At 56.4% G+C, this 18,342-nt stretch carries 15 protein-coding genes; 3 read left to right on the top strand and 12 right to left on the bottom strand.

The features are described from left to right. Window positions 1-7 precede the first annotated feature (7 nt). From nuoH to SP68_RS07275, 8 genes are all read right to left on the bottom strand, one after another. Window positions 8-985 carry an NADH-quinone oxidoreductase subunit NuoH gene (gene nuoH / locus SP68_RS07310; RefSeq protein WP_002913156.1) on the bottom strand — a complete coding sequence of 326 codons (978 nt, stop codon included), beginning with the start codon at window positions 983-985 and terminating at the stop codon, window positions 8-10. Continuing rightward, window positions 982-3,708 (bottom strand): NADH-quinone oxidoreductase subunit NuoG, encoded by a 2,727-nt coding sequence (gene nuoG / locus SP68_RS07305; protein ID WP_008803947.1) that lies wholly within the window; start codon window positions 3,706-3,708, stop codon window positions 982-984. The genes nuoH and nuoG overlap by 4 nt, the downstream gene beginning before the upstream one ends. Before the next feature lie 31 nt (window positions 3,709-3,739). Then, the gene (nuoF, locus tag SP68_RS07300; RefSeq protein WP_002913158.1) at window positions 3,740-5,077 is read right to left on the bottom strand and encodes an NADH-quinone oxidoreductase subunit NuoF; all 1,338 of its coding nucleotides are present in this window, start codon (window positions 5,075-5,077) and stop codon (window positions 3,740-3,742) included. Further along, window positions 5,074-5,574 (bottom strand): NADH-quinone oxidoreductase subunit NuoE, encoded by a 501-nt coding sequence (gene nuoE, locus SP68_RS07295; protein ID WP_002913160.1) that lies wholly within the window; start codon window positions 5,572-5,574, stop codon window positions 5,074-5,076. Before nuoE ends, nuoF begins: the two co-directional genes overlap by 4 nt. 2 nt (window positions 5,575-5,576) lie before the next feature. Beyond that, window positions 5,577-7,385 (bottom strand): NADH-quinone oxidoreductase subunit C/D, encoded by a 1,809-nt coding sequence (nuoC, locus tag SP68_RS07290; RefSeq protein ID WP_008803946.1) that lies wholly within the window; start codon window positions 7,383-7,385, stop codon window positions 5,577-5,579. Window positions 7,386-7,472: 87 nt separating this feature from the next. After that, a complete protein-coding gene (gene nuoB, locus SP68_RS07285) occupies window positions 7,473-8,147 on the bottom strand; it encodes an NADH-quinone oxidoreductase subunit NuoB (protein WP_002913178.1) in 675 nt (224 codons plus the stop codon). Window positions 8,148-8,162: 15 nt separating this feature from the next. Further along, a complete protein-coding gene (nuoA, locus tag SP68_RS07280) occupies window positions 8,163-8,609 on the bottom strand; it encodes an NADH-quinone oxidoreductase subunit NuoA (RefSeq protein ID WP_002913181.1) in 447 nt (148 codons plus the stop codon). Window positions 8,610-9,258: 649 nt separating this feature from the next. Then, window positions 9,259-10,185, bottom strand: a complete 927-nt coding sequence (locus SP68_RS07275; RefSeq protein WP_023298034.1) for a LysR family transcriptional regulator — start codon at window positions 10,183-10,185, stop codon at window positions 9,259-9,261. 876 nt (window positions 10,186-11,061) lie between these two features. Between SP68_RS07275 and alaA the strand changes: the two genes are divergently transcribed. Next, window positions 11,062-12,279 (top strand): alanine transaminase AlaA, encoded by a 1,218-nt coding sequence (alaA, locus tag SP68_RS07270; protein ID WP_008803944.1) that lies wholly within the window; start codon window positions 11,062-11,064, stop codon window positions 12,277-12,279. An 81-nt stretch (window positions 12,280-12,360) separates the two neighbouring features. Then, window positions 12,361-12,960, top strand: coding sequence for a 5'-deoxynucleotidase (gene yfbR, locus SP68_RS07265; RefSeq protein ID WP_002913188.1), 600 nt, complete (start codon window positions 12,361-12,363; stop codon window positions 12,958-12,960). A gap of 45 nt (window positions 12,961-13,005) precedes the next feature. Here the strand turns inward: yfbR and SP68_RS07260 are convergent, their stop codons facing one another. The 4 genes from SP68_RS07260 to yfbV form a co-directional block, all read right to left on the bottom strand. Further along, a complete protein-coding gene (locus tag SP68_RS07260) occupies window positions 13,006-14,838 on the bottom strand; it encodes an SLC13 family permease (RefSeq protein ID WP_008803943.1) in 1,833 nt (610 codons plus the stop codon). 76 nt (window positions 14,839-14,914) lie between these two features. Further along, complete coding sequence (locus tag SP68_RS07255; protein WP_008803942.1) at window positions 14,915-15,574, bottom strand: sugar phosphatase; 660 nt, start codon at window positions 15,572-15,574, stop codon at window positions 14,915-14,917. A gap of 11 nt (window positions 15,575-15,585) precedes the next feature. Next, window positions 15,586-16,080, bottom strand: coding sequence for a YfbU family protein (locus tag SP68_RS07250; protein WP_012540982.1), 495 nt, complete (start codon window positions 16,078-16,080; stop codon window positions 15,586-15,588). Window positions 16,081-16,167: 87 nt separating this feature from the next. Then, entirely contained in the window at window positions 16,168-16,623 is a 456-nt protein-coding gene (gene yfbV / locus SP68_RS07245; protein ID WP_002913194.1) for a terminus macrodomain insulation protein YfbV, read from the bottom strand. Between the two features lie 338 nt (window positions 16,624-16,961). Here yfbV and ackA point away from each other — a divergent pair, with 338 nt between their 5' ends. Beyond that, window positions 16,962-18,164, top strand: coding sequence for an acetate kinase (gene ackA, locus SP68_RS07240; protein WP_008803940.1), 1,203 nt, complete (start codon window positions 16,962-16,964; stop codon window positions 18,162-18,164). Window positions 18,165-18,342 lie beyond the last annotated feature (178 nt).

The following is an 18,342-nucleotide window of genomic DNA, read 5'->3' as shown; positions in this document are numbered from 1 at the left end:
TCACCCCTTATTGCGCCTGCCAGAGAATGACAGCCGCCGTTACCAACAAGTTGACCAGCGTTAACGGCAGGCATACCTTCCAGCCAAAGGACATTACCTGGTCATAGCGCGGACGCGGTAATGATGCGCGGATCAAAATGAACATCATCATGAAGAACGCGGTTTTCAGCGCGAACCAGATGAAAGGTGGTAACCACGGGCCATTCCAGCCGCCGAAGAACAGAGTGACGATCAGCGCTGAAACGGTGACGATACCGATGTATTCACCGACGAAGAACAGACCGAATTTCATGCCGGAATATTCAATGTGGTAACCATCGGCCAGTTCCTGCTCCGCTTCCGGCTGGTCGAACGGGTGACGGTGACACACCGCCACGCCGGCGATGGCGAAAGTGACGAAGCCGAAGAACTGCGGAATGACGTTCCACAGATGCGCCTGGTTGTTGACGATATCGGTCATATTGAATGACCCCGCCTGCGCCACCACGCCCATCAGGGAGAGACCGAGAAACACTTCGTAGCTCAGGGTCTGCGCGGAAGCACGCATCGCCCCCAGCAGCGAGTATTTGTTGTTGCTCGACCAGCCGGCGAACAGCACCGCATAGACCGCCAGGCCTGCCATCATCAGGAAGAACAGGATGCCGATGTTCAGGTCAGCCACCACCCACGTCGGGCTGACCGGCACGATAGCAAAGGCCAGCAGCAGCGAGGTAAAGGCGATAACCGGCGCCAGAGTAAAGATCACGCGATCGGAGAAGCGCGGGATCCAGTCCTCTTTGAAGAACATCTTGATCATGTCGGCGACCAGCTGCAGCGAACCGCCCCAGCCGACGCGGTTAGGTCCGTAGCGGTTCTGGAACAAGCCGAGCAGACGACGCTCGCCGAAGCTCATGAACGCGCCGCAGGTGACGACCACCAGCAGAATGACCACGGCCTTCAGGATGCTTAACAGAATGTCGATAAGATCCGGCGTTAACCAGCTCATGCTTTCGCCTCCTGCAGTGAATCAATACGCGATCCGGTCAGCACCGGCGCAATGCCCGGCATGCCCATCGGTAAGCCAACCTGTCCTGCGGTCAGGCCTTCAGAGATAACCAGCGGCAGACGCAGGGTCTGGCCTTCCACGCTAAAGGAGAGCATTGCCCCCGCGTTAACGCCCAGCTTCGCGGCATCCGCCGGATTCAGCTTGATGTACGGCTCAGGCATCCGGCTCTCGAACACCGGCGCGCGCTGTGACAGCTCATCGCTACCAAACAGGTGGTAATACGGCGCGATACGCCATTTGCCCTCTTCCGCCTGGAAGCTGGCCGGCACCGCGGTGAAATACTCCAGCCCGTTGGCGGACGCTTCAAACAGTCGAACACCCGGATCGCCGTGGCGCAGTTTCCCGCCCACTTCATCCTGGAACTTGTTCCATGCCTGCGGGGAGTTCCAGCCCGGCGCCCAGGCGAACGGGATCTGCGAACGCGGGGCGGACGGCTGGTTGTTCCCTTCCATGGAGAAGGCGAACATCGTGTCTTTATCCTGCGGCTGACGCGGCTCGTGCACGCTGATGTTGGCGCGCATCGCCGTGCGGCCGCTGTAGCGGTGTGGTTCACGCGCCAGCTTCTGACCGCGGATGCGGAAGGTCGCATCCGGCGCGGCATCTTTAATGCCCGCCAGCTGCGGCAGCGCGGCAATCGCCGCATCGATGACGTGGTCCAGCTGCGTCCAGTCAACCTGACGGTTGTTGACGGTGCTGTGCAGCGAATGCAGCCAGCGCCAGCTCTCCAGCATCACGGTTTTCGCATCGTAGTAAGCCGGATCGTAAACCTGGAAGAAACGCTGGGCGCGGCCTTCGTTGTTCACCACAGTCCCGTCGCTTTCCGCAAAGCTTGCGGCAGAGAGCACCAGGTGCGCTTTGTCCATAATCGCGGTGCGCTGATGGTCAACCACCATCACCAGCGGGGCTTTCGCCAGCGCAGCGTCAACGCGCGCGGCGGAAGCATGACGGTGAAGGTCGTTTTCCAGCACGATAACCGCGTCGGCGGCGCCGCTTTCCAGTTCGTCCAGCGCCTCTTCAAGCGAGCCGCCGCCGATCATGCCCAGACCGACGCTGTTCACCGCGCGGGCGACCATGGTCACGCCGACGTCGGCGCCGCGGCCTTTCAGGGCTTTTGCGACGTTAGCGGCGGCCTGGATGATCTCCATGCTGCCAGCGTTGGTTCCGGAGATAATCAGTGGTTTTTTCGCTCCGGCCAGCGCCTGGACAATCACGTCAACCTTACCCTTCAGGTCCTGGCTCAGGCCATCAACCGCCGGCGCGCTGTCATCCAGCGCATGGGCGATAGCGAAGCCCAGACGCGCCTGATCTTCCACCGGCGCGCGGTAGGTCCACGCGGCAATGTCATCCAGGCGGGTGTCATCGATGTTGGTGACGAATAACGGGTGCTTGGCGCGCTGCCCGATGTTGAGGATCGCGGCGATCTGCCAGTCGGCTACTTTCTGCGCCGCTGCCATTTCGCGTGCTTTCCCTTTCACCGCCTGGCGGACTGCCAGGGCCACGCGCGCGCCGGTCTGGGTAATGTCTTCGCCCAGCACCAGTACCGCATCGTAGGATTCGATATCGCGCAGGCTTGGGGTATGGACCCCACCTTCACGCAGCACTTTCAGCATCATCTGCAGGCGCGCTTGTTCGCCTTTGGCGATGCCGGTATAGAAGTTGTCGGCGCCCACCAGCTCACGCAGCGCAAAGTTGCTTTCGATGCTGGCGCGCGGGGAGCCAATACCGATCACTTTCTTCGACTGGCGCAGGATATCTGCCGCGCCCTGCATCGCCTGCTCGGCGTTGAGAGTAATCAGATCGTCGCCGCGGCGCTGCACCGGCTGACGCGGACGGTCTTTCAGGTTGACATAGCCATAGCCGAAGCGACCGCGGTCGCAGAGGAAGTAGCGGTTAACGGTCCCGTTATAGCGGTTTTCGATACGACGCAGCTCGCCATAGCGTTCGCCCGGGCTGATGTTGCAGCCGATGGAACACTGCTGGCAGATGCTCGGCGCAAACTGCATGTCCCACTTACGGTTGTAACGCTCGGAGTGCGTTTTGTCGGTGAAGACGCCGGTCGGGCAGACTTCCACCAGGTTGCCGGAGAACTCGCTTTCCAGGGTGCCATCTTCCGGGCGACCGAAGTAGACGTTGTCGTGCGCGCCATAGACGCCCAGGTCGGTGCCGTCGGCATAATCTTTGTAGTAGCGCACACAACGGTAACAGGCGATGCAGCGGTTCATTTCGTGAGAAATAAACGGCCCCAGATCCTGATTGCGGTGGGTACGCTTGGTGAAACGATAGCGGCGGAAACTATGGCCGGTCATCACCGTCATATCCTGCAGGTGGCAGTTGCCCCCTTCTTCACAGACCGGGCAGTCGTGCGGGTGGTTAGTCATCAACCACTCCACCACGCTTTCGCGGAACTGCTTCGCTTCGCCGTCGTCAATAGAAATAAAGGTGCCGTCGGATGCCGGAGTCATACAGGACATCACCAGGCGACCACGCGTGTCTTCCGCGTTCTGATATTGCTTCACCGCACACTGGCGGCAAGCACCGACGCTCCCTAGCGCCGGGTGCCAGCAAAAGTAGGGAATATCAAGACCAAGAGAGAGACAAGCCTCTAGCAGGTTGTCCGCCCCGTTGACCTCGTATTCTTTGCCGTCTACATGAATCGTAGCCATTTGCGTGCTTCCAAAAATAAAAAACCTTTGATTACCAGCGCGTCTTAAGCAGGTTCGGCTGAATCCCGTTGATTGCATGGGTATTGCTGAACTGCTGCTTAATGCCAGCCTCGAATTCTTCGCGGAAATATTTAATCGCGCTCTGTAGCGGTTCGACCGCGCCCGGCGCGTGTGCGCAGAAGGTTTTACCCGGGCCCAGGAATCGACACAGTTGCTCAAGCGTTTCGATATCGCCAGGCTGGCCTTCGCCGCGCTCCAGGGCGCGCAGGATCTTCACGCTCCACGGCAGTCCATCACGGCACGGCGTACACCAGCCGCAGGACTCGCGGGCAAAGAACTCTTCAAGGTTGCGCACCAGCGAGACCATGTTGATCTCGTGGTCAACGGCCATCGCCAGCGAGGTGCCCAGACGGCTGCCCGCTTTACCAATGCTTTCGAACTCCATCGGCAGATCGAGGTGCGCTTCGGTCAGGAAGTCGGTCCCTGCCCCACCCGGCTGCCAGGCTTTAAACTTCAGACCATCGCGCATGCCGCCGGCGTAATCTTCGAGGATCTCACGCGCGGTGGTGCCGAACGGCAGCTCCCAGACGCCTGGATTCTTCACCCGGCCGGAGAAGCCCATCAGCTTGGTGCCAGCATCTTTGCTGGTGGAAATGTTCTGGTACCACTCGACGCCGTTGGCGAGGATCGCCGGCACGTTGCACAGGGTTTCCACGTTGTTGACGCAAGTCGGCTTGCCCCACACGCCGGAGCTCGCCGGGAACGGCGGCTTGGAGCGCGGGTTAGCACGCCGGCCTTCCAGGGAGTTGATCAGCGCCGTCTCTTCACCGCAGATATAGCGCCCTGCCCCGGTGTGGACAAACAGTTCGAAGTCAAACCCGGTGCCAAGGATGTTTTTCCCCAACAGGCCCGCTTCAGTGGCTTCGGCAATCGCACGACGCAGATGCTGGGCCGCTTCGATATATTCGCCGCGCAGGAAGATGTAGCCGCGGTACGCTTTCAGCGCAAACGCGGAGATCAGCATGCCTTCCACCAGCAGGTGCGGCAGCTGCTCCATCAGCAGACGGTCTTTATAGGTGCCCGGCTCCATTTCATCGGCGTTACACAGCAGGTAACGGATGTTCATGGATTCGTCTTTCGGCATCAGGCTCCACTTCAGACCCGTGGAGAAGCCCGCGCCGCCGCGCCCTTTCAGGCCAGCGTCTTTTACCGCCGTGACAATCTCATCCGGCGCCATCCCGGTCAGGGCTTTACGTGCCCCTTCGTAACCGTTTTTGCTGCGATATTCGTCCAGCCATACCGGCTGCTTGTCGTCGCGCAGACGCCAGGTGAGCGGATGCGTTTCCGCAGTACGAATTACGGTTTTCATTTGTACTGCTCCAGCAGGTCAGGAATTGCCTCCGGCGTCAGATGACTGTGAGTATCCTCATCAATCATCATGGTCGGTCCCTTGTCGCAGTTGCCCAGGCAACAGGTCGGCAGCAGCGTGAAGCGGCCATCGAAGGTGGTCTGCCCTGGCTTGATATTGAGCTTCTTCTCAATCGCAGCCTGAATACCTTGATAACCGGTGATATGGCACACCACGCTGTCGCAGTAGCGGATCACGTGACGGCCAACCGGCTGACGGAAAATCTGGCTGTAAAATGTTGCCACGCCTTCGACGTCACTGGCCGGGATCCCCAGCACATCGGCGATCGCATAGATCGCGCCATCCGGCACCCAGCCGCGCTGTTTTTGGACAATTTTCAGCGCTTCGATGGACGCCGCACGCGGGTCTTCGTAGTGGTGCTTCTCGTGCTCAATAGCCTCACGCTCAGCCGCACTCAGCTCAAAAGCCTCGGTTTGTGGTTGTTGATTCTCGTGCATAATTAGCGGTCCACGTCTGACATAACAAAATCGATACTACCCAGATAGACGATCAGGTCGGATACCAGGCTGCCGCGGATCGCCGACGGGATCTGCTGCAGATGCGCAAAGCTCGGCGTACGCACGCGGGTACGGTAGCTCATGGTGCTGCCGTCGCTGGTCAGGTAGTAACTGTTAATCCCTTTGGTCGCCTCAATCATCTGGAAGGATTCGTTGGCCGGCATCACCGGGCCCCACGATACCTGCAGGAAGTGGGTGATCAGGGTTTCGATATGCTGCAGCGTGCGCTCTTTCGGCGGCGGCGTGGTCAGCGGGTGATCCGCTTTGAACGGGCCTTCCGGCATGTTATCGAGGCACTGCTGAAGAATGCGCAGGCTCTGGCGCAGCTCTTCGACTTTCAGCATCACGCGGGTGTAGCAGTCAGAGACGCCGCCCCCGGTCGGGACTTCGAAGTCGAAGTTTTCATAGCCAGAATAAGGACGCCATTTACGCACGTCGAAGCCGATACCGGTGGCGCGCAGGCCTGCGCCGGTGGTGCCCCACTCCAGCGCCTCTTTGGCGGTATAGGCTGCCACGCCGACGGAACGGCCTTTCAGAATAGTGTTGCGCAGCGCGGCTTTCTCGTAAGAATCCAGACGCTTCGGCATCCACTCGAGGAATTCCCGCAGCAGGCGATCCCAGCCACGCGGCAGATCGTGCGCGACACCGCCGATGCGGAACCACGCCGGGTGCATACGGAACCCGGTAATCGCTTCCACCAGATCGTAAATTTTCTGCCGATCGGTAAAGGCGAAGAAGACCGGCGTCATCGCGCCGACGTCCTGAATAAAGGTCGAGATATACAGCAGGTGGCTGTTGATGCGGAACAGTTCGGAGAGCATCACGCGGATCACATTCACGCGATCCGGCACGGTGATCCCGGCCAGTTTTTCCACCGCCAGCACGTACGGCATCTCGTTGACGCAGCCGCCGAGGTATTCAATACGGTCGGTATACGGGATGTAGCTGTGCCAGGACTGACGCTCGCCCATCTTCTCGGCGCCGCGGTGGTGATAACCGATGTCCGGTACGCAGTCGACGATCTCTTCGCCATCCAGCTGCAGAATAATACGGAATGCACCGTGGGCAGACGGGTGGTTCGGACCGAGGTTGAGGAACATGAAGTCCTCGTTGTCGGTGCTGCGCTTCATGCCCCACTCTTCCGGTTTGAAGGTCAACGCTTCCATCTCCAGATCCTGCTTGGCTTTGGTCAGCTCAAACGGATCGAATTCGGTAGCGCGCGCCGGATAGTCTTTACGCAGCGGGTGGCCTTCCCAGGTCGGCGGCATCATGATACGGCGCAGGTTCGGGTGGCCATCGAAGGTCATGCCAAACATTTCCCAGGTTTCACGCTCATACCAGTTGGCGTTGGGGAACAGTTTGGTGAAAGTCGGCAGATGCAGATCGTTTTCAGACAGCGCCACCTTGAGCATGATGTCGCGGTTGCGGTCGATAGAAATCAGATGATAGAAAACGGAAAAATCCGCGGCGGGCAGGCCATCGCGGTGGGTGCGCAGACGTTCGTCCATGCCGTGCAGGTCAAACAACATCACGTAAGGCTTCGGCAATTTCTTCAGGAAATCACCCACCTCAAGCAGTTGCTCACGCTTCACCCACACCACCGGTACGCCGGTGCGGGTTGGCTGAACGGTAAAGGCATCCGGCCCAAAGCGGTTGCGCAGTTCGCCGATCACCGGGTCATCAAGGTGATCGCGGGTTTGCCAGGCTGGTGCGGCGTCATGCGCGGTTAAATCGGTCATATTGTTCACCATTGCAAAAGGTCCGTGGTGACTGCCGGGCGAGACTTCGCGTTGTTGTAGATTGATTTGCGAAGTGGTACTCCCGCCCGCAGGCGCAAATTAAATCTCGTCCGGCGTCCGCAGATTGGTCACTGCAATACGTTCGCCGCGTTTACGCTCGCGTTCCGACTGCATATTGGCGCGATAAACGCCCTGATCGCCAACCACCCATGAGAGCGGACGACGTTCTTTACCAATGGACTCCTGCAGCAGCATCAGCGCCTGCATATAGGCCTCTGGACGCGGCGGGCAGCCCGGGATGTACACATCGACCGGAATGAATTTATCCACGCCCTGGACGACGGAATAGATGTCGTACATGCCGCCGGAGTTAGCGCAGGCGCCCATGGAGATCACCCACTTCGGCTCCAGCATCTGATCGTACAGACGCTGAATAACCGGCGCCATTTTGGTAAAGCAGGTTCCAGCGACCACCATCAGGTCCGCCTGACGCGGAGAGGCGCGCAGAACTTCTGCCCCAAAACGCGCAACGTCATGCACCGCAGTGAATGACGTCACCATTTCCACATAACAGCAAGAAAGGCCGAAGTTATACGGCCAAATTGAGTTCTTACGGCCCCAGTTCACCATGTCATGCAGCGCGTGCTCGAGTTTCCCCATATACACGCTTTTATTGACTTCCTGCTCCAGGGGGTCGGTGACGATCTCCTGTTTCTGCAGGGGGTAACGGTCGTTCTCACCGTTAGGATCTATGCGGGTGAGCGTATAATCCATCTTATTGCCTCGCTTTTACTGCATATGACGGTTAGTGGGACTGTCTGTTTCCGGGTTAACCAGCGTGCGACGGGAACGCGCAGGCGTCCAGTCCAGTGCGCCGATGCGAACGAGATAAACCAGACCAGCCAGTAGCACTAAAATGAAAATTGCGGCTTCCACAAAGCCGACCCAGCCGCTCTCGCGGATAGAAGTCGACCATGCGTAGAGATACAGGGCTTCCACGTCGAAGATAACGAAGAACATGGCAACCAGATAAAACTTCGCAGAAAGACGTAAGCGGGCCGAACCAACGGAGTCAATCCCCGATTCAAACGGCGTGTTTTTGCTACGCGCGCGCGCGCGACCGCCAAGGTACCAGCCGCCGACGAGCATGAGGCAGCACAGGCCGATAGCGATGATAAGAAATATAGCGAATGCCCAATGATGAGCGATGACTTCAGTGGATGTTGACATACGCATTGCTTAACCAAAAAAGTGTAGCGCCAAAACCCTCTGCTCTTACTGGCAGATGAACGCCACAGCGTTTCACGGGAGGAATAAAAAAAACCGTGCAAAAAAGCGTCCCTGGTTGATGTGAGAAGCCCAGATGCCGTGGCTTTTTACCCCTTTCTTTAACCTTTTGTCAACTTTAACAAAAGTTTTCATAACATTAATTTACATTGGAATCTTTTCATTAACATTAAATGCCCTTTTATGCGAAATAACCTTGCATACTGTTCGGTTTTAGTGTTGTTGAATCGTGTCCGTTTCCGTCGTAAATCAAAAATCCCTTCTATTTTGACAGGATTTAGCCTCGATTCCTCCCCCCAAAGAGGGGTATTTTCTTGATCTGTGACACGGTTTTGTTAATTACCCCAGGAAATCGGCAACAATCCGTCCGGTTTTTTAACATTAGCAGGAAGTGTTGAAAGTGCAGGGAAAAGTCGACAAGGTGAGCGCCCGGTCACGCCAATACGCTGATTTTTCAGGAAAGAAATAAAAAAAACTTTCAAAACATCAATAATAGTGCAAAAAAAAGAGCCACCAGGCGAGAAACCCTCCCCTGAGGCTCTTTTTGCTCACTTACATTCTGTTACCAGTTTTTGTGATCTTTGTTAGAAAATTGCCCTCACAAAATGAAGGTGTTATCTCCCTCTTGCGGAGTAAGTGTCGGCCCCGTTCGCCAGGGGTCGCTCTCCTGACTCAGTGACTGAAAAATCACCTGCGGCAGCTCGCTCACCGTCTGCGGATTGCAACTGACCACATACCGGGTATCCGGCAGGCCAGGCAATCCATCGCTGATGCCAGCCACGCGCAAATCGGGGCTCATCATTTCGACGGGTCGCGCGGTGACGCCCAGCCCGGCTTTGACCGCCGCTTTCACCCCGGAGAGAGACGAAGCGCCATGGGCCAGATGCCATGGGACGCGGGCCGCCTCCAGCGCTGCAATAATATCCTGGCGGAATGGACCTGGCTCTTCGAGCAGGATCAGGGGAATAGACTCCCCTTTCGCCAGCACATATTCCGCCGCACAGTACCAGAGGGTCGGTGACGTTCTCAGGATGAAAGAGGTAAAGCCGGGAGGCTGATGGGTGGTCAGCGCCAGATCCACCCGCCCCTCGGCCAGCATCGCCATGATGGCGGCATGGGGATGCACTTTGATCTCCAGCGTCATTCTGGGATAGAAGCAGCCGATGCGGTTTAATAAAAACGGCAGGATGGTATCGGCCGTTTCTTCCGACGCGCCGATGGTCAATCCACCTTGCAGGCTGCCATACATCAGCGACATGCAGGCTTCATCGTTAAAACGCAGGATCTTGCGGGCATAGCCCAGTAGCTGGATGCCTTGCTCAGTCAGCAGTTTATTACGCCCGTGACGGGCGAAAAGCTCTTTGCCGACCAGCTGCTCCAGGCGTTGCATTTGCTGGCTGACCGCGGACTGGGTACGACACACTGCGGCGGCGGCGGCGGCGAAGGTGTTCAAATCAGCGACCGCCACAAAGGTGCGCAGCAGATCGAGATCAAGGTTGAGTATCGGACGTGTTGTATTAATCATCTTTCTTCACTTACAGGTGGCTAACGCTGACCTGCCTTGTTGATGCTTTACGCCAGGTTTCCGGCTATTCCCTGAGCCTCGTGCTCACCGTCAGATGGCGGATAAACAACTGGACGAACGTTATTACATGCCAAAGTACTCGTCTGGGCAAATGCGCAGAACCACGGAGTAATATATTGTTCGTATTTCTCATTGTTATTTATTACCACGGCCAGCCAGGTGTCATGCGTCGCTCCGGAAAAGCGGCCAGTGGTGGTGAGAAAGTCTCTCTTCCACCGCGCGTTCACACAGGGAAGAATGAACAATAAAATCCTGTAATAACAATATATTAAACATCAATCCAACCGGAGTGCTTACCGGCTATCACTGATATTAACGGCGATATTCTAACCGATTCCCGCCCTTTTTATAAGCCTAAATAAGGATTAACTCAGATAATTTTAAATTTTTTTCAACGTTTTATATAAATTAACAAACCTCAGATTATTACCTGTCAAAAATAATAATAATGCCCCCGCGGACTGTTTTTTATTGATATTATTTAACATCAAAATTACAAATCAGTCCCTATTGTATTAAGGATAGCGTTGTTTAGTCTGCCAACATTCTTCGTTCGCCCCTTCGTCACACAAACAAACCAGATAAATGATGGCAAAAAAGGCATATGGTCTACATATACGACCAAAAAAAGCATCATAAGCAGGTATAACCTACAACCTAAAACCGTAAGCGGCAGATAAATCAATTACGCTTAAAATCCTGCGTTAGCAAAATCTTCTCCTGCAAAGCCTTCAAAACAGCGGGGATGCGGAGTACATTGTTCCGTGCTGACTTCCACGGCAGGGAGTGGCGATAACAGCTAAAAGGTCAAGATTCATGTCCCCCATCGAAAAATCCAGCAAGTTAGAGAACGTCTGTTACGACATCCGTGGCCCGGTTCTGAAAGAAGCGAAACGTCTTGAGGAAGAAGGCAATAAAGTTCTGAAACTGAACATCGGCAACCCGGCGCCATTCGGCTTCGAGGCCCCTGACGAGATCCTCGTCGACGTCATCCGCAATCTGCCTACTGCCCAGGGTTACTGCGATTCGAAAGGGTTGTATTCGGCGCGCAAAGCCATCATGCAGCATTACCAGGCCCGGGGAATGCGTGATGTCACGGTAGAAGATATTTACATCGGCAACGGCGTGTCCGAACTGATTGTGCAGGCGATGCAGGCGCTGTTAAACAGCGGCGATGAGATGCTGGTTCCCGCGCCGGACTACCCACTGTGGACGGCGGCGGTGTCGCTTTCCAGTGGCAAAGCGGTCCACTATCTGTGTGACGAATCCGCTGACTGGTTCCCGGATCTTGACGATATCCGCGCAAAAATCACGCCGCGCACCCGCGGGATCGTGATCATTAACCCCAACAACCCCACCGGCGCGGTCTATTCCAAAGAACTGCTGCAGGAGATCGTCGAGATCGCCCGGCAGCATAACCTGATTATTTTCGCCGATGAGATCTACGATAAGATCCTCTACGACGAAGCCCAGCATCACTCGATTGCTGCTCTGGCGCCAGATCTGCTGACCGTGACCTTCAACGGACTGTCGAAAACCTACCGTGTTGCCGGTTTCCGTCAGGGGTGGATGGTGCTGAATGGCCCGAAAAAACACGCGAAGGGCTATATCGAAGGCCTGGAGATGCTGGCGTCGATGCGTCTGTGCGCCAACGTGCCGGCACAACATGCTATCCAGACGGCGCTGGGCGGCTACCAGAGTATCAGCGAATTCATCATTCCCGGCGGGCGCCTGTATGAACAACGCAACCGCGCCTGGGAGCTGATCAACGATATTCCGGGTGTCTCCTGCATGAAGCCAAAAGGCGCGTTGTATATGTTCCCGAAAATCGATGCCAAACGCTTCAATATTCACGACGACCAGAAAATGGTGCTCGACTTCCTGTTGCAGGAGAAAGTCCTGCTGGTGCAGGGTACCGCGTTCAACTGGCCGTGGCCGGATCATGTGCGCATTGTGACGCTGCCTCGTGAAGACGACCTGGAGATGGCGATCTCCCGCTTTGGCCGCTTCCTCTCCGGCTACCACCAGCTTTAATCGCTACGCCGCCGGCATTTGCATCCGGCGGCGATCCCTGCGCACAATGGAACCCGATGTTGTCACTGATTAAGGGTTCCTATGAGTCAGAGTCATTTCTTTGCCCACCTCTCCCGCCTGAAACTGATTAACCGCTGGCCGCTGATGCGCAACGTGCGCACCGAAAATGTCTCCGAACACAGTCTGCAGGTGGCGATGGTCGCCCATGCGCTGGCGGCAATTAAAAACCGTAAATTTGGCGGCCAGGTCAACGCAGAACGTATCGCCCTGCTGGCGATGTACCATGACGCCTCCGAAGTATTAACTGGCGACCTCCCTACCCCGGTGAAATATTTCAACTCCCAGATTGCCCAGGAATATAAGGCGATTGAGAAAATTGCTCAGCAAAAGCTGGTGGATATGGTCCCTGACGAGCTGCGCGATATTTTCGAGCCGCTGATTGATGAGCATCACTACAGTGAGGAAGAGCAGTCGATCGTTAAACAGGCTGACGCCCTCTGCGCCTACCTGAAGTGCCTCGAAGAGCTGTCTGCGGGTAACAACGAATTTCTGCTGGCCAAAGGCCGTCTGGAAAAGACGCTGGCATCGCGGCGTAGCGCGGAGATGGATTACTTTATGCAGGTGTTTGTCCCGAGCTTCCAGCTGTCGCTGGATGAAATAAGCCAGGATTCGCCGCTGTAATTTTTCAGGCCGGGCAGCAGTTGCGCCCTACCCGGCCTGACCCCCTTAGAACGGAAACAGTACCGGGATCAGCAGCACGCAGACCACCATCACCAGTACGGTGAAGGGCACGCCAATCTTCACAAAGTCGCTGAAGGAATACTTACCCGGGCCAAGCACCAGGGTGTTGACCGGCGAGGAAACCGGAGTCATAAACGCCGCCGAAGCCGCCATCGCCACCACCATGGCGAAGGGATAGGGCGACACCCCCATTGACTTCGCTGCTGCCAGGGCTATAGGCGCCATCAGGACCGCGGTCGCGGTATTAGAGATGAACAGGCCTATCGCCGCGCACATTACAAACAGGCAGCCGAGCATCAGATAAGGCCCCTCGCTTCCGGCGACGTCCATCAGTCCCTTGACCACCAGATCTACCCCGCCGGTTTTCTGCAACGCCAGGGCAAACGGCATCATCCCGACAATCAAAATAATGCTTGGCCAGTGGATCGCCTTATAGGCGCTTTCGGCGTTGATGCAGCGGAATTTGCCCATCAGCAGGCAGGCGATGATCGCGGCAATCGGGTTGGGAATTTCATCAGTGAGCATCAGGGCTACCATCAACACCAGACAGAAAATCGCGTGCGGAGCCTGGCTGTGTGCCGGCGAAGCGTCATCCACTTCAACCGGCATATTGAGCACCACGAAATCACGCCCACGCTTCGCCAGCAGGGCAATTTGCCGCCAGTTGCCGACCACCAGCAGGATATCGCCGAGCTGCAGCGGCTCATCGACCACGGAACCATCCATCGCCTCGCCATCGCGCTTCATGCCGACGATATTGAGACCAAACCGGGTGCGGAACGCTATCTCACGCACCGTTTTACCAATCATCTCCGAATCCGGGATCAGCGACACCTCCGCCATGCCCACATCCAGCGCCTGATCGGCAAAATACTCGCCGCGCAGCACCATCGGCTCGAGCATCTGCTCACCACAGAACTGGCGTAAGTCGACATCGGAGGCGGACATATCGATCAGCAGGACGTCGCGGGCGCGGAATTCCGATACCCCGTTGACGTTAACAATCACCCGACGGAACCGCCGCCAGCGTTCGACGCCGATGACGTTGGCACAGTACCGCTCACGCAGTTTTAAATCATCAAGACGCTGGCCGATCATCGGCGAACCAGGACGGATCGCCAGCCGGCGGGCGCGGCCAGTGAGGTGATATTCGCGGATCAGATCGCGGAAGGTGCTTCTTTTACGGCCATCACGCGCGGATTCGCCATTCTCTGTCTTCAGCATAAAGCGCACCGCCAGCATATAGACGATGCCCAGGATCAGCACCACCAGGCCAATCGGCGTGACGCTGAAAAAACTGAAGCCGTGCAGCCCTTCGCGCAGCAGTTCACTGTTGACGACCAGGTTGGGGGGCGTTGCGACCAGGGTCATCATCCCGCTGATAAGTCCGGCAAAGCTCAGCGGCATCATCAGCCGCGAGGGAGAGGTATTCATCCGCGCCGACACGCTGAGCACTACCGGAATGAAAATGGCGACCACCCCGGTTGAACTCATAAACGCACCCAGCCCGGCGACGGTGAGCATCAGGTAAACCAGCATCTTGGTTTCGCTGTTGCCCGCCACACTCACCAGCCACGCCCCCATCTTGGTGGCCACCCCGGTACGCACCAGGCCATCACCGATAATAAACAGGGCGGCAATCAGGATCACGTTAGGATCGCTGAACCCGGAAAAGGCTTCATTCAGCGTCAGCGTGCCGCTGAGGACGAAGGCGACAATGACCATCAGGGCGATAGCATCCATGCGCACCTTGCCGGTAGCAAACAGCACAACCGCGATAGCCAGAAGGGATAAAACCCAAATCAATTCACCGTTCACAACGTTTCCTTGTCACAAGTGGGAGTCGACATAGTGGCATAAAAAAGCCCCGGCAACGCGGGGCGAAATCATACGTTTACGCTTTAAGACGCACATTAACATAGCCGTCCGCCTGGCGTTCGATCACCAGATCGTCCAGGCTACTCAGCACGAGGTCGGCTTCATCCAGTCGAGGGGCATCGGCAGGCACGTTGACCGCGATGGTGCGACACCCCGCCGCCAGGCCGGAGAGCAACCCCGCCGGCGCATCTTCTACCACCGCGCACTGATCGGCCGGTAGTCCCAGCCGCTCGGCGCCCAGCAGATAGGCGTCCGGCGCCGGTTTTCCGTGTTTTACCTGCTCAGCGGTGATGAAGACCTCCGGCATCGGCAGGCCTGCCGCGCGATGACGCGCGTGGGCAACCGGCACCGACCCGGAAGTGACAATCGCCCATGGGATCCCAGCCTCGTTGAGGGTACTCAGCAGGGTTAACGCCCCCGGCAGAGCGACAATGCCCTCGATATCAGTGGCTTCAATCTGCTCGAGGAAGCGGAATTCGGCCTGGATATCCTCCTCGCTACGACCCGGCATAAAATGGCGAATAGAGGTAATGGCCTGCTTGCCGTGAATAAAACTGAGAATTTCATCATGGTCAATGGCGAAACGATCGCCCCACTTACACCATGAACGCTCCACCACCGGCAAGGAATCCACCAGCGTCCCGTCTAAATCGAACAGGAAACCTTTACACTGCACGGGCACCTCCCTCAGGCATTGATAATTTGGTTAATTTCATTACTGCTCAGGTGATACTGGCGCGGACAGGCGTGCCAGACGCTCAGCATCCGCTGATATTTCTCCCACATCGGGGTCTGCGAGTTAAAGCCATGAGTGCCGGCGTCAAAATGGCTGTAGCGGCCTTCAATATTGACCATAAAGCGTACATAGCCGAGAAAACGCGCTTCGGTGGCGGCATCAAATCCGAGGAAGGTAACCCGACGCTCGTCGATACCCGCCGCGTCTTTCAGGTTGGTCCAGGAGACATGTAGCGCGTGGTACATCTCCATGATATCGATAACGGTACGGCAGGTTTCTTCCGTCAGTTGGCCAAACTCGCGGTCCAGTTCGCGCATCTGCAGCCCATACCCACGCTCAATGATGGTTTGCAGACGACGGTAGCGTTCCGCATTGTCCGGGTCGAGCATCGTCATCATTTTGTACTGATTGGATAAAATCAGACGCTGCGCATTGGTCATTTCCATGTTGTGACTCCTGTAGCACGGTAGGGCGTGAAATAAAGAAGGCGCATAAATCATGCGCCTTCTTTTATATGCGTTTTCCGTAGTGAATTACAAATCATCAAGGAAAGTTTTATCCAGTTGTTTGAAGGCGCGCTTAAGCGTGTCAGCCAGCGCCTGATAATCGGGCTTGCCTTCGACCGGCGCCAGCGCCTGCCCCGCCTCCTGCAGTTTGCCGCGCACTTCGTAAAACCAGTTGAGAATGGAGGGCGGCAGCGGCGTCACCGAACGCTTACCCAACCACCATAATCCCTGCATCGGCAGGCTCAGGGCAAACAGCGCGGTGGCGACGGCGGGACCCAGCTGGCCGCCCAGGGCTATCTGCCAGCACAGCGTAAAAATGGCGATCGGCGGCATGATACGGATAGCATAGCGGGTGGCACGAATAATGCGGTTTTCGATAAACACCGGCGCGAGGCGCTTGTCGAGAGGCCAGGTCTTTGCGTAATGCTGCCCGCGGTTGAACAAGCTAAAGAAGCTAACGGGGCGTTTCTCAGGGGTCGACATGGCTTTACCTCAACTTTACATATAAAACTTAAAAAATTCGTGCAAAACACCAACTATGCATGACATCGTTCAAAAGATTTTGGCAAAGGATGCCGCAATCAGGTATCCTGTGCCCGCCTGAAAGGGCGGATAGACTCTTTTGCCAGGCTAGTCAAATTATCGCATATTCTGCCATTGGCTGAAAATTATGCAAAATGGCATAAAATCAAATGTACTTCTCTCATCGTGCCCGAAAACAGAACAAGGCATGATGTTAATCATAAATGTCGAGGTCATCCTGCGCTACGCTAATGACACACTGACGTTTTTTTAGCCACGTATCATAAAAAGGTACTTCCATGTCGAGTAAGTTAGTACTGGTTCTGAACTGCGGTAGCTCCTCTCTGAAATTTGCTATCCTTGATGCCGTTAACGGCGACGAATATCTGTCCGGTTTAGCGGAATGCTTCCACCTGCCGGAAGCCCGTATCAAATGGAAAATTGACGGCGGCAAGCAAGAAGCTGAATTAGGCGCCGGTGCCGCGCACAGTGAAGCACTGAACTTTATCGTTAACACTATTCTGGCACAAAAACCAGAACTGTCTGCTCAGCTGACCGCAATCGGCCACCGTATCGTACACGGCGGTGAAAAATACACCAGCTCCGTGGTGATCGACGAGTCTGTGATTCAGGGTATTAAAGACGCAGCGTCTTTCGCACCGCTGCACAACCCGGCACACCTGATCGGCATCGCTGAAGCGCTGAAATCCTTCCCGCATCTGAAAGACAAAAACGTGGCCGTATTCGATACGGCGTTCCACCAGACCATGCCGGAAGAATCCTATCTCTACGCCCTGCCGTACAGCCTGTACAAAGAGCATGGCGTTCGTCGTTACGGCGCGCACGGCACCAGCCACTTCTATGTGACTCAGGAAGCCGCTAAGATCCTGAACAAGCCGGTGGAAGAGCTGAACATCATCACCTGCCACCTCGGCAACGGTGGTTCTGTTTCCGCTATCCGTAACGGTAAATGCGTTGATACCTCTATGGGGCTGACGCCGCTGGAAGGTCTGGTGATGGGTACCCGCTCCGGCGACATCGACCCGGCAATCATCTTCCATCTGCACGACACCCTGGGCATGAGCGTTGACGCGATCAACAAAATGCTGACCAAAGAGTCCGGCCTGCTGGGTCTGACCGAAGTCACCAGCGACTGCCGCTACGTGGAAGACAACTACCAGGAAAAAGCCGACGCTAAACGCGCGATGGATGTCTACTGCCACCGCCTGGCGAAATACATCGGCTCCTACACCGCGCTGATGGACGGTCGTCTCGACGCCGTTATCTTCACCGGCGGTATCGGTGAAAACGCCGCGATGGTGCGTGAACTGTCGCTGGGCAAACTGGGCGTACTGGGCTTCGAAGTTGACCACGAACGTAACCTGGCTGCCCGTTTCGGCAAGTCTGGCTTCATCAACAAAGAAGGCACCCGTCCTGCCGTGGTTATCCCGACCAATGAAGAACTGGTCATCGCGCAAGACGCCAGCCGTCTGACCGCTTAATTCCACACCGCCAGCCATAACCTTCAATAATTCGAGCTGCAGGAAGGCGGCGACGCAGCAAATCCCCGGTCACGTACACAGCGTACGCGACCGGGGTGAGCAAGTAGAGCCAACGCGCATGCAACTTGAAGTATGACGGGTAGCTGGTGGTGCTGTTTTGTATCCCGCCTGATACTGG

It is taken from the genome of Klebsiella variicola, from assembly GCF_000828055.2.
In the GTDB taxonomy this organism is placed as follows: domain Bacteria; phylum Pseudomonadota; class Gammaproteobacteria; order Enterobacterales; family Enterobacteriaceae; genus Klebsiella; species Klebsiella variicola.
The sequence above is the reverse complement of the archived record's forward strand: the minus strand, read 5'-3'. Positions and strand labels throughout refer to the sequence as shown.

Excerpts from the sequence above, each read along its gene's own strand:
- nuoH (WP_002913156.1), bottom strand. The coding sequence starts at position 985 with ATGAGCTGGTTAACGCCGGATCTTATCGACATTCTGTTAAGCATCCTG.
- nuoG (WP_008803947.1), bottom strand. The coding sequence starts at position 3,708 with ATGGCTACGATTCATGTAGACGGCAAAGAATACGAGGTCAACGGGGCG.
- nuoF (WP_002913158.1), bottom strand. The coding sequence starts at position 5,077 with ATGAAAACCGTAATTCGTACTGCGGAAACGCATCCGCTCACCTGGCGT.
- nuoE (WP_002913160.1), bottom strand. The coding sequence starts at position 5,574 with ATGCACGAGAATCAACAACCACAAACCGAGGCTTTTGAGCTGAGTGCG.
- nuoC (WP_008803946.1), bottom strand. The coding sequence starts at position 7,385 with ATGGTGAACAATATGACCGATTTAACCGCGCATGACGCCGCACCAGCC.
- nuoB (WP_002913178.1), bottom strand. The coding sequence starts at position 8,147 with ATGGATTATACGCTCACCCGCATAGATCCTAACGGTGAGAACGACCGT.
- nuoA (WP_002913181.1), bottom strand. The coding sequence starts at position 8,609 with ATGCGTATGTCAACATCCACTGAAGTCATCGCTCATCATTGGGCATTC.
- SP68_RS07275 (WP_023298034.1), bottom strand. The coding sequence starts at position 10,185 with ATGATTAATACAACACGTCCGATACTCAACCTTGATCTCGATCTGCTG.
- alaA (WP_008803944.1), top strand. The coding sequence starts at position 11,062 with ATGTCCCCCATCGAAAAATCCAGCAAGTTAGAGAACGTCTGTTACGAC.
- yfbR (WP_002913188.1), top strand. The coding sequence starts at position 12,361 with ATGAGTCAGAGTCATTTCTTTGCCCACCTCTCCCGCCTGAAACTGATT.
- SP68_RS07250 (WP_012540982.1), bottom strand. The coding sequence starts at position 16,080 with ATGGAAATGACCAATGCGCAGCGTCTGATTTTATCCAATCAGTACAAA.
- yfbV (WP_002913194.1), bottom strand. The coding sequence starts at position 16,623 with ATGTCGACCCCTGAGAAACGCCCCGTTAGCTTCTTTAGCTTGTTCAAC.
- ackA (WP_008803940.1), top strand. The coding sequence starts at position 16,962 with ATGTCGAGTAAGTTAGTACTGGTTCTGAACTGCGGTAGCTCCTCTCTG.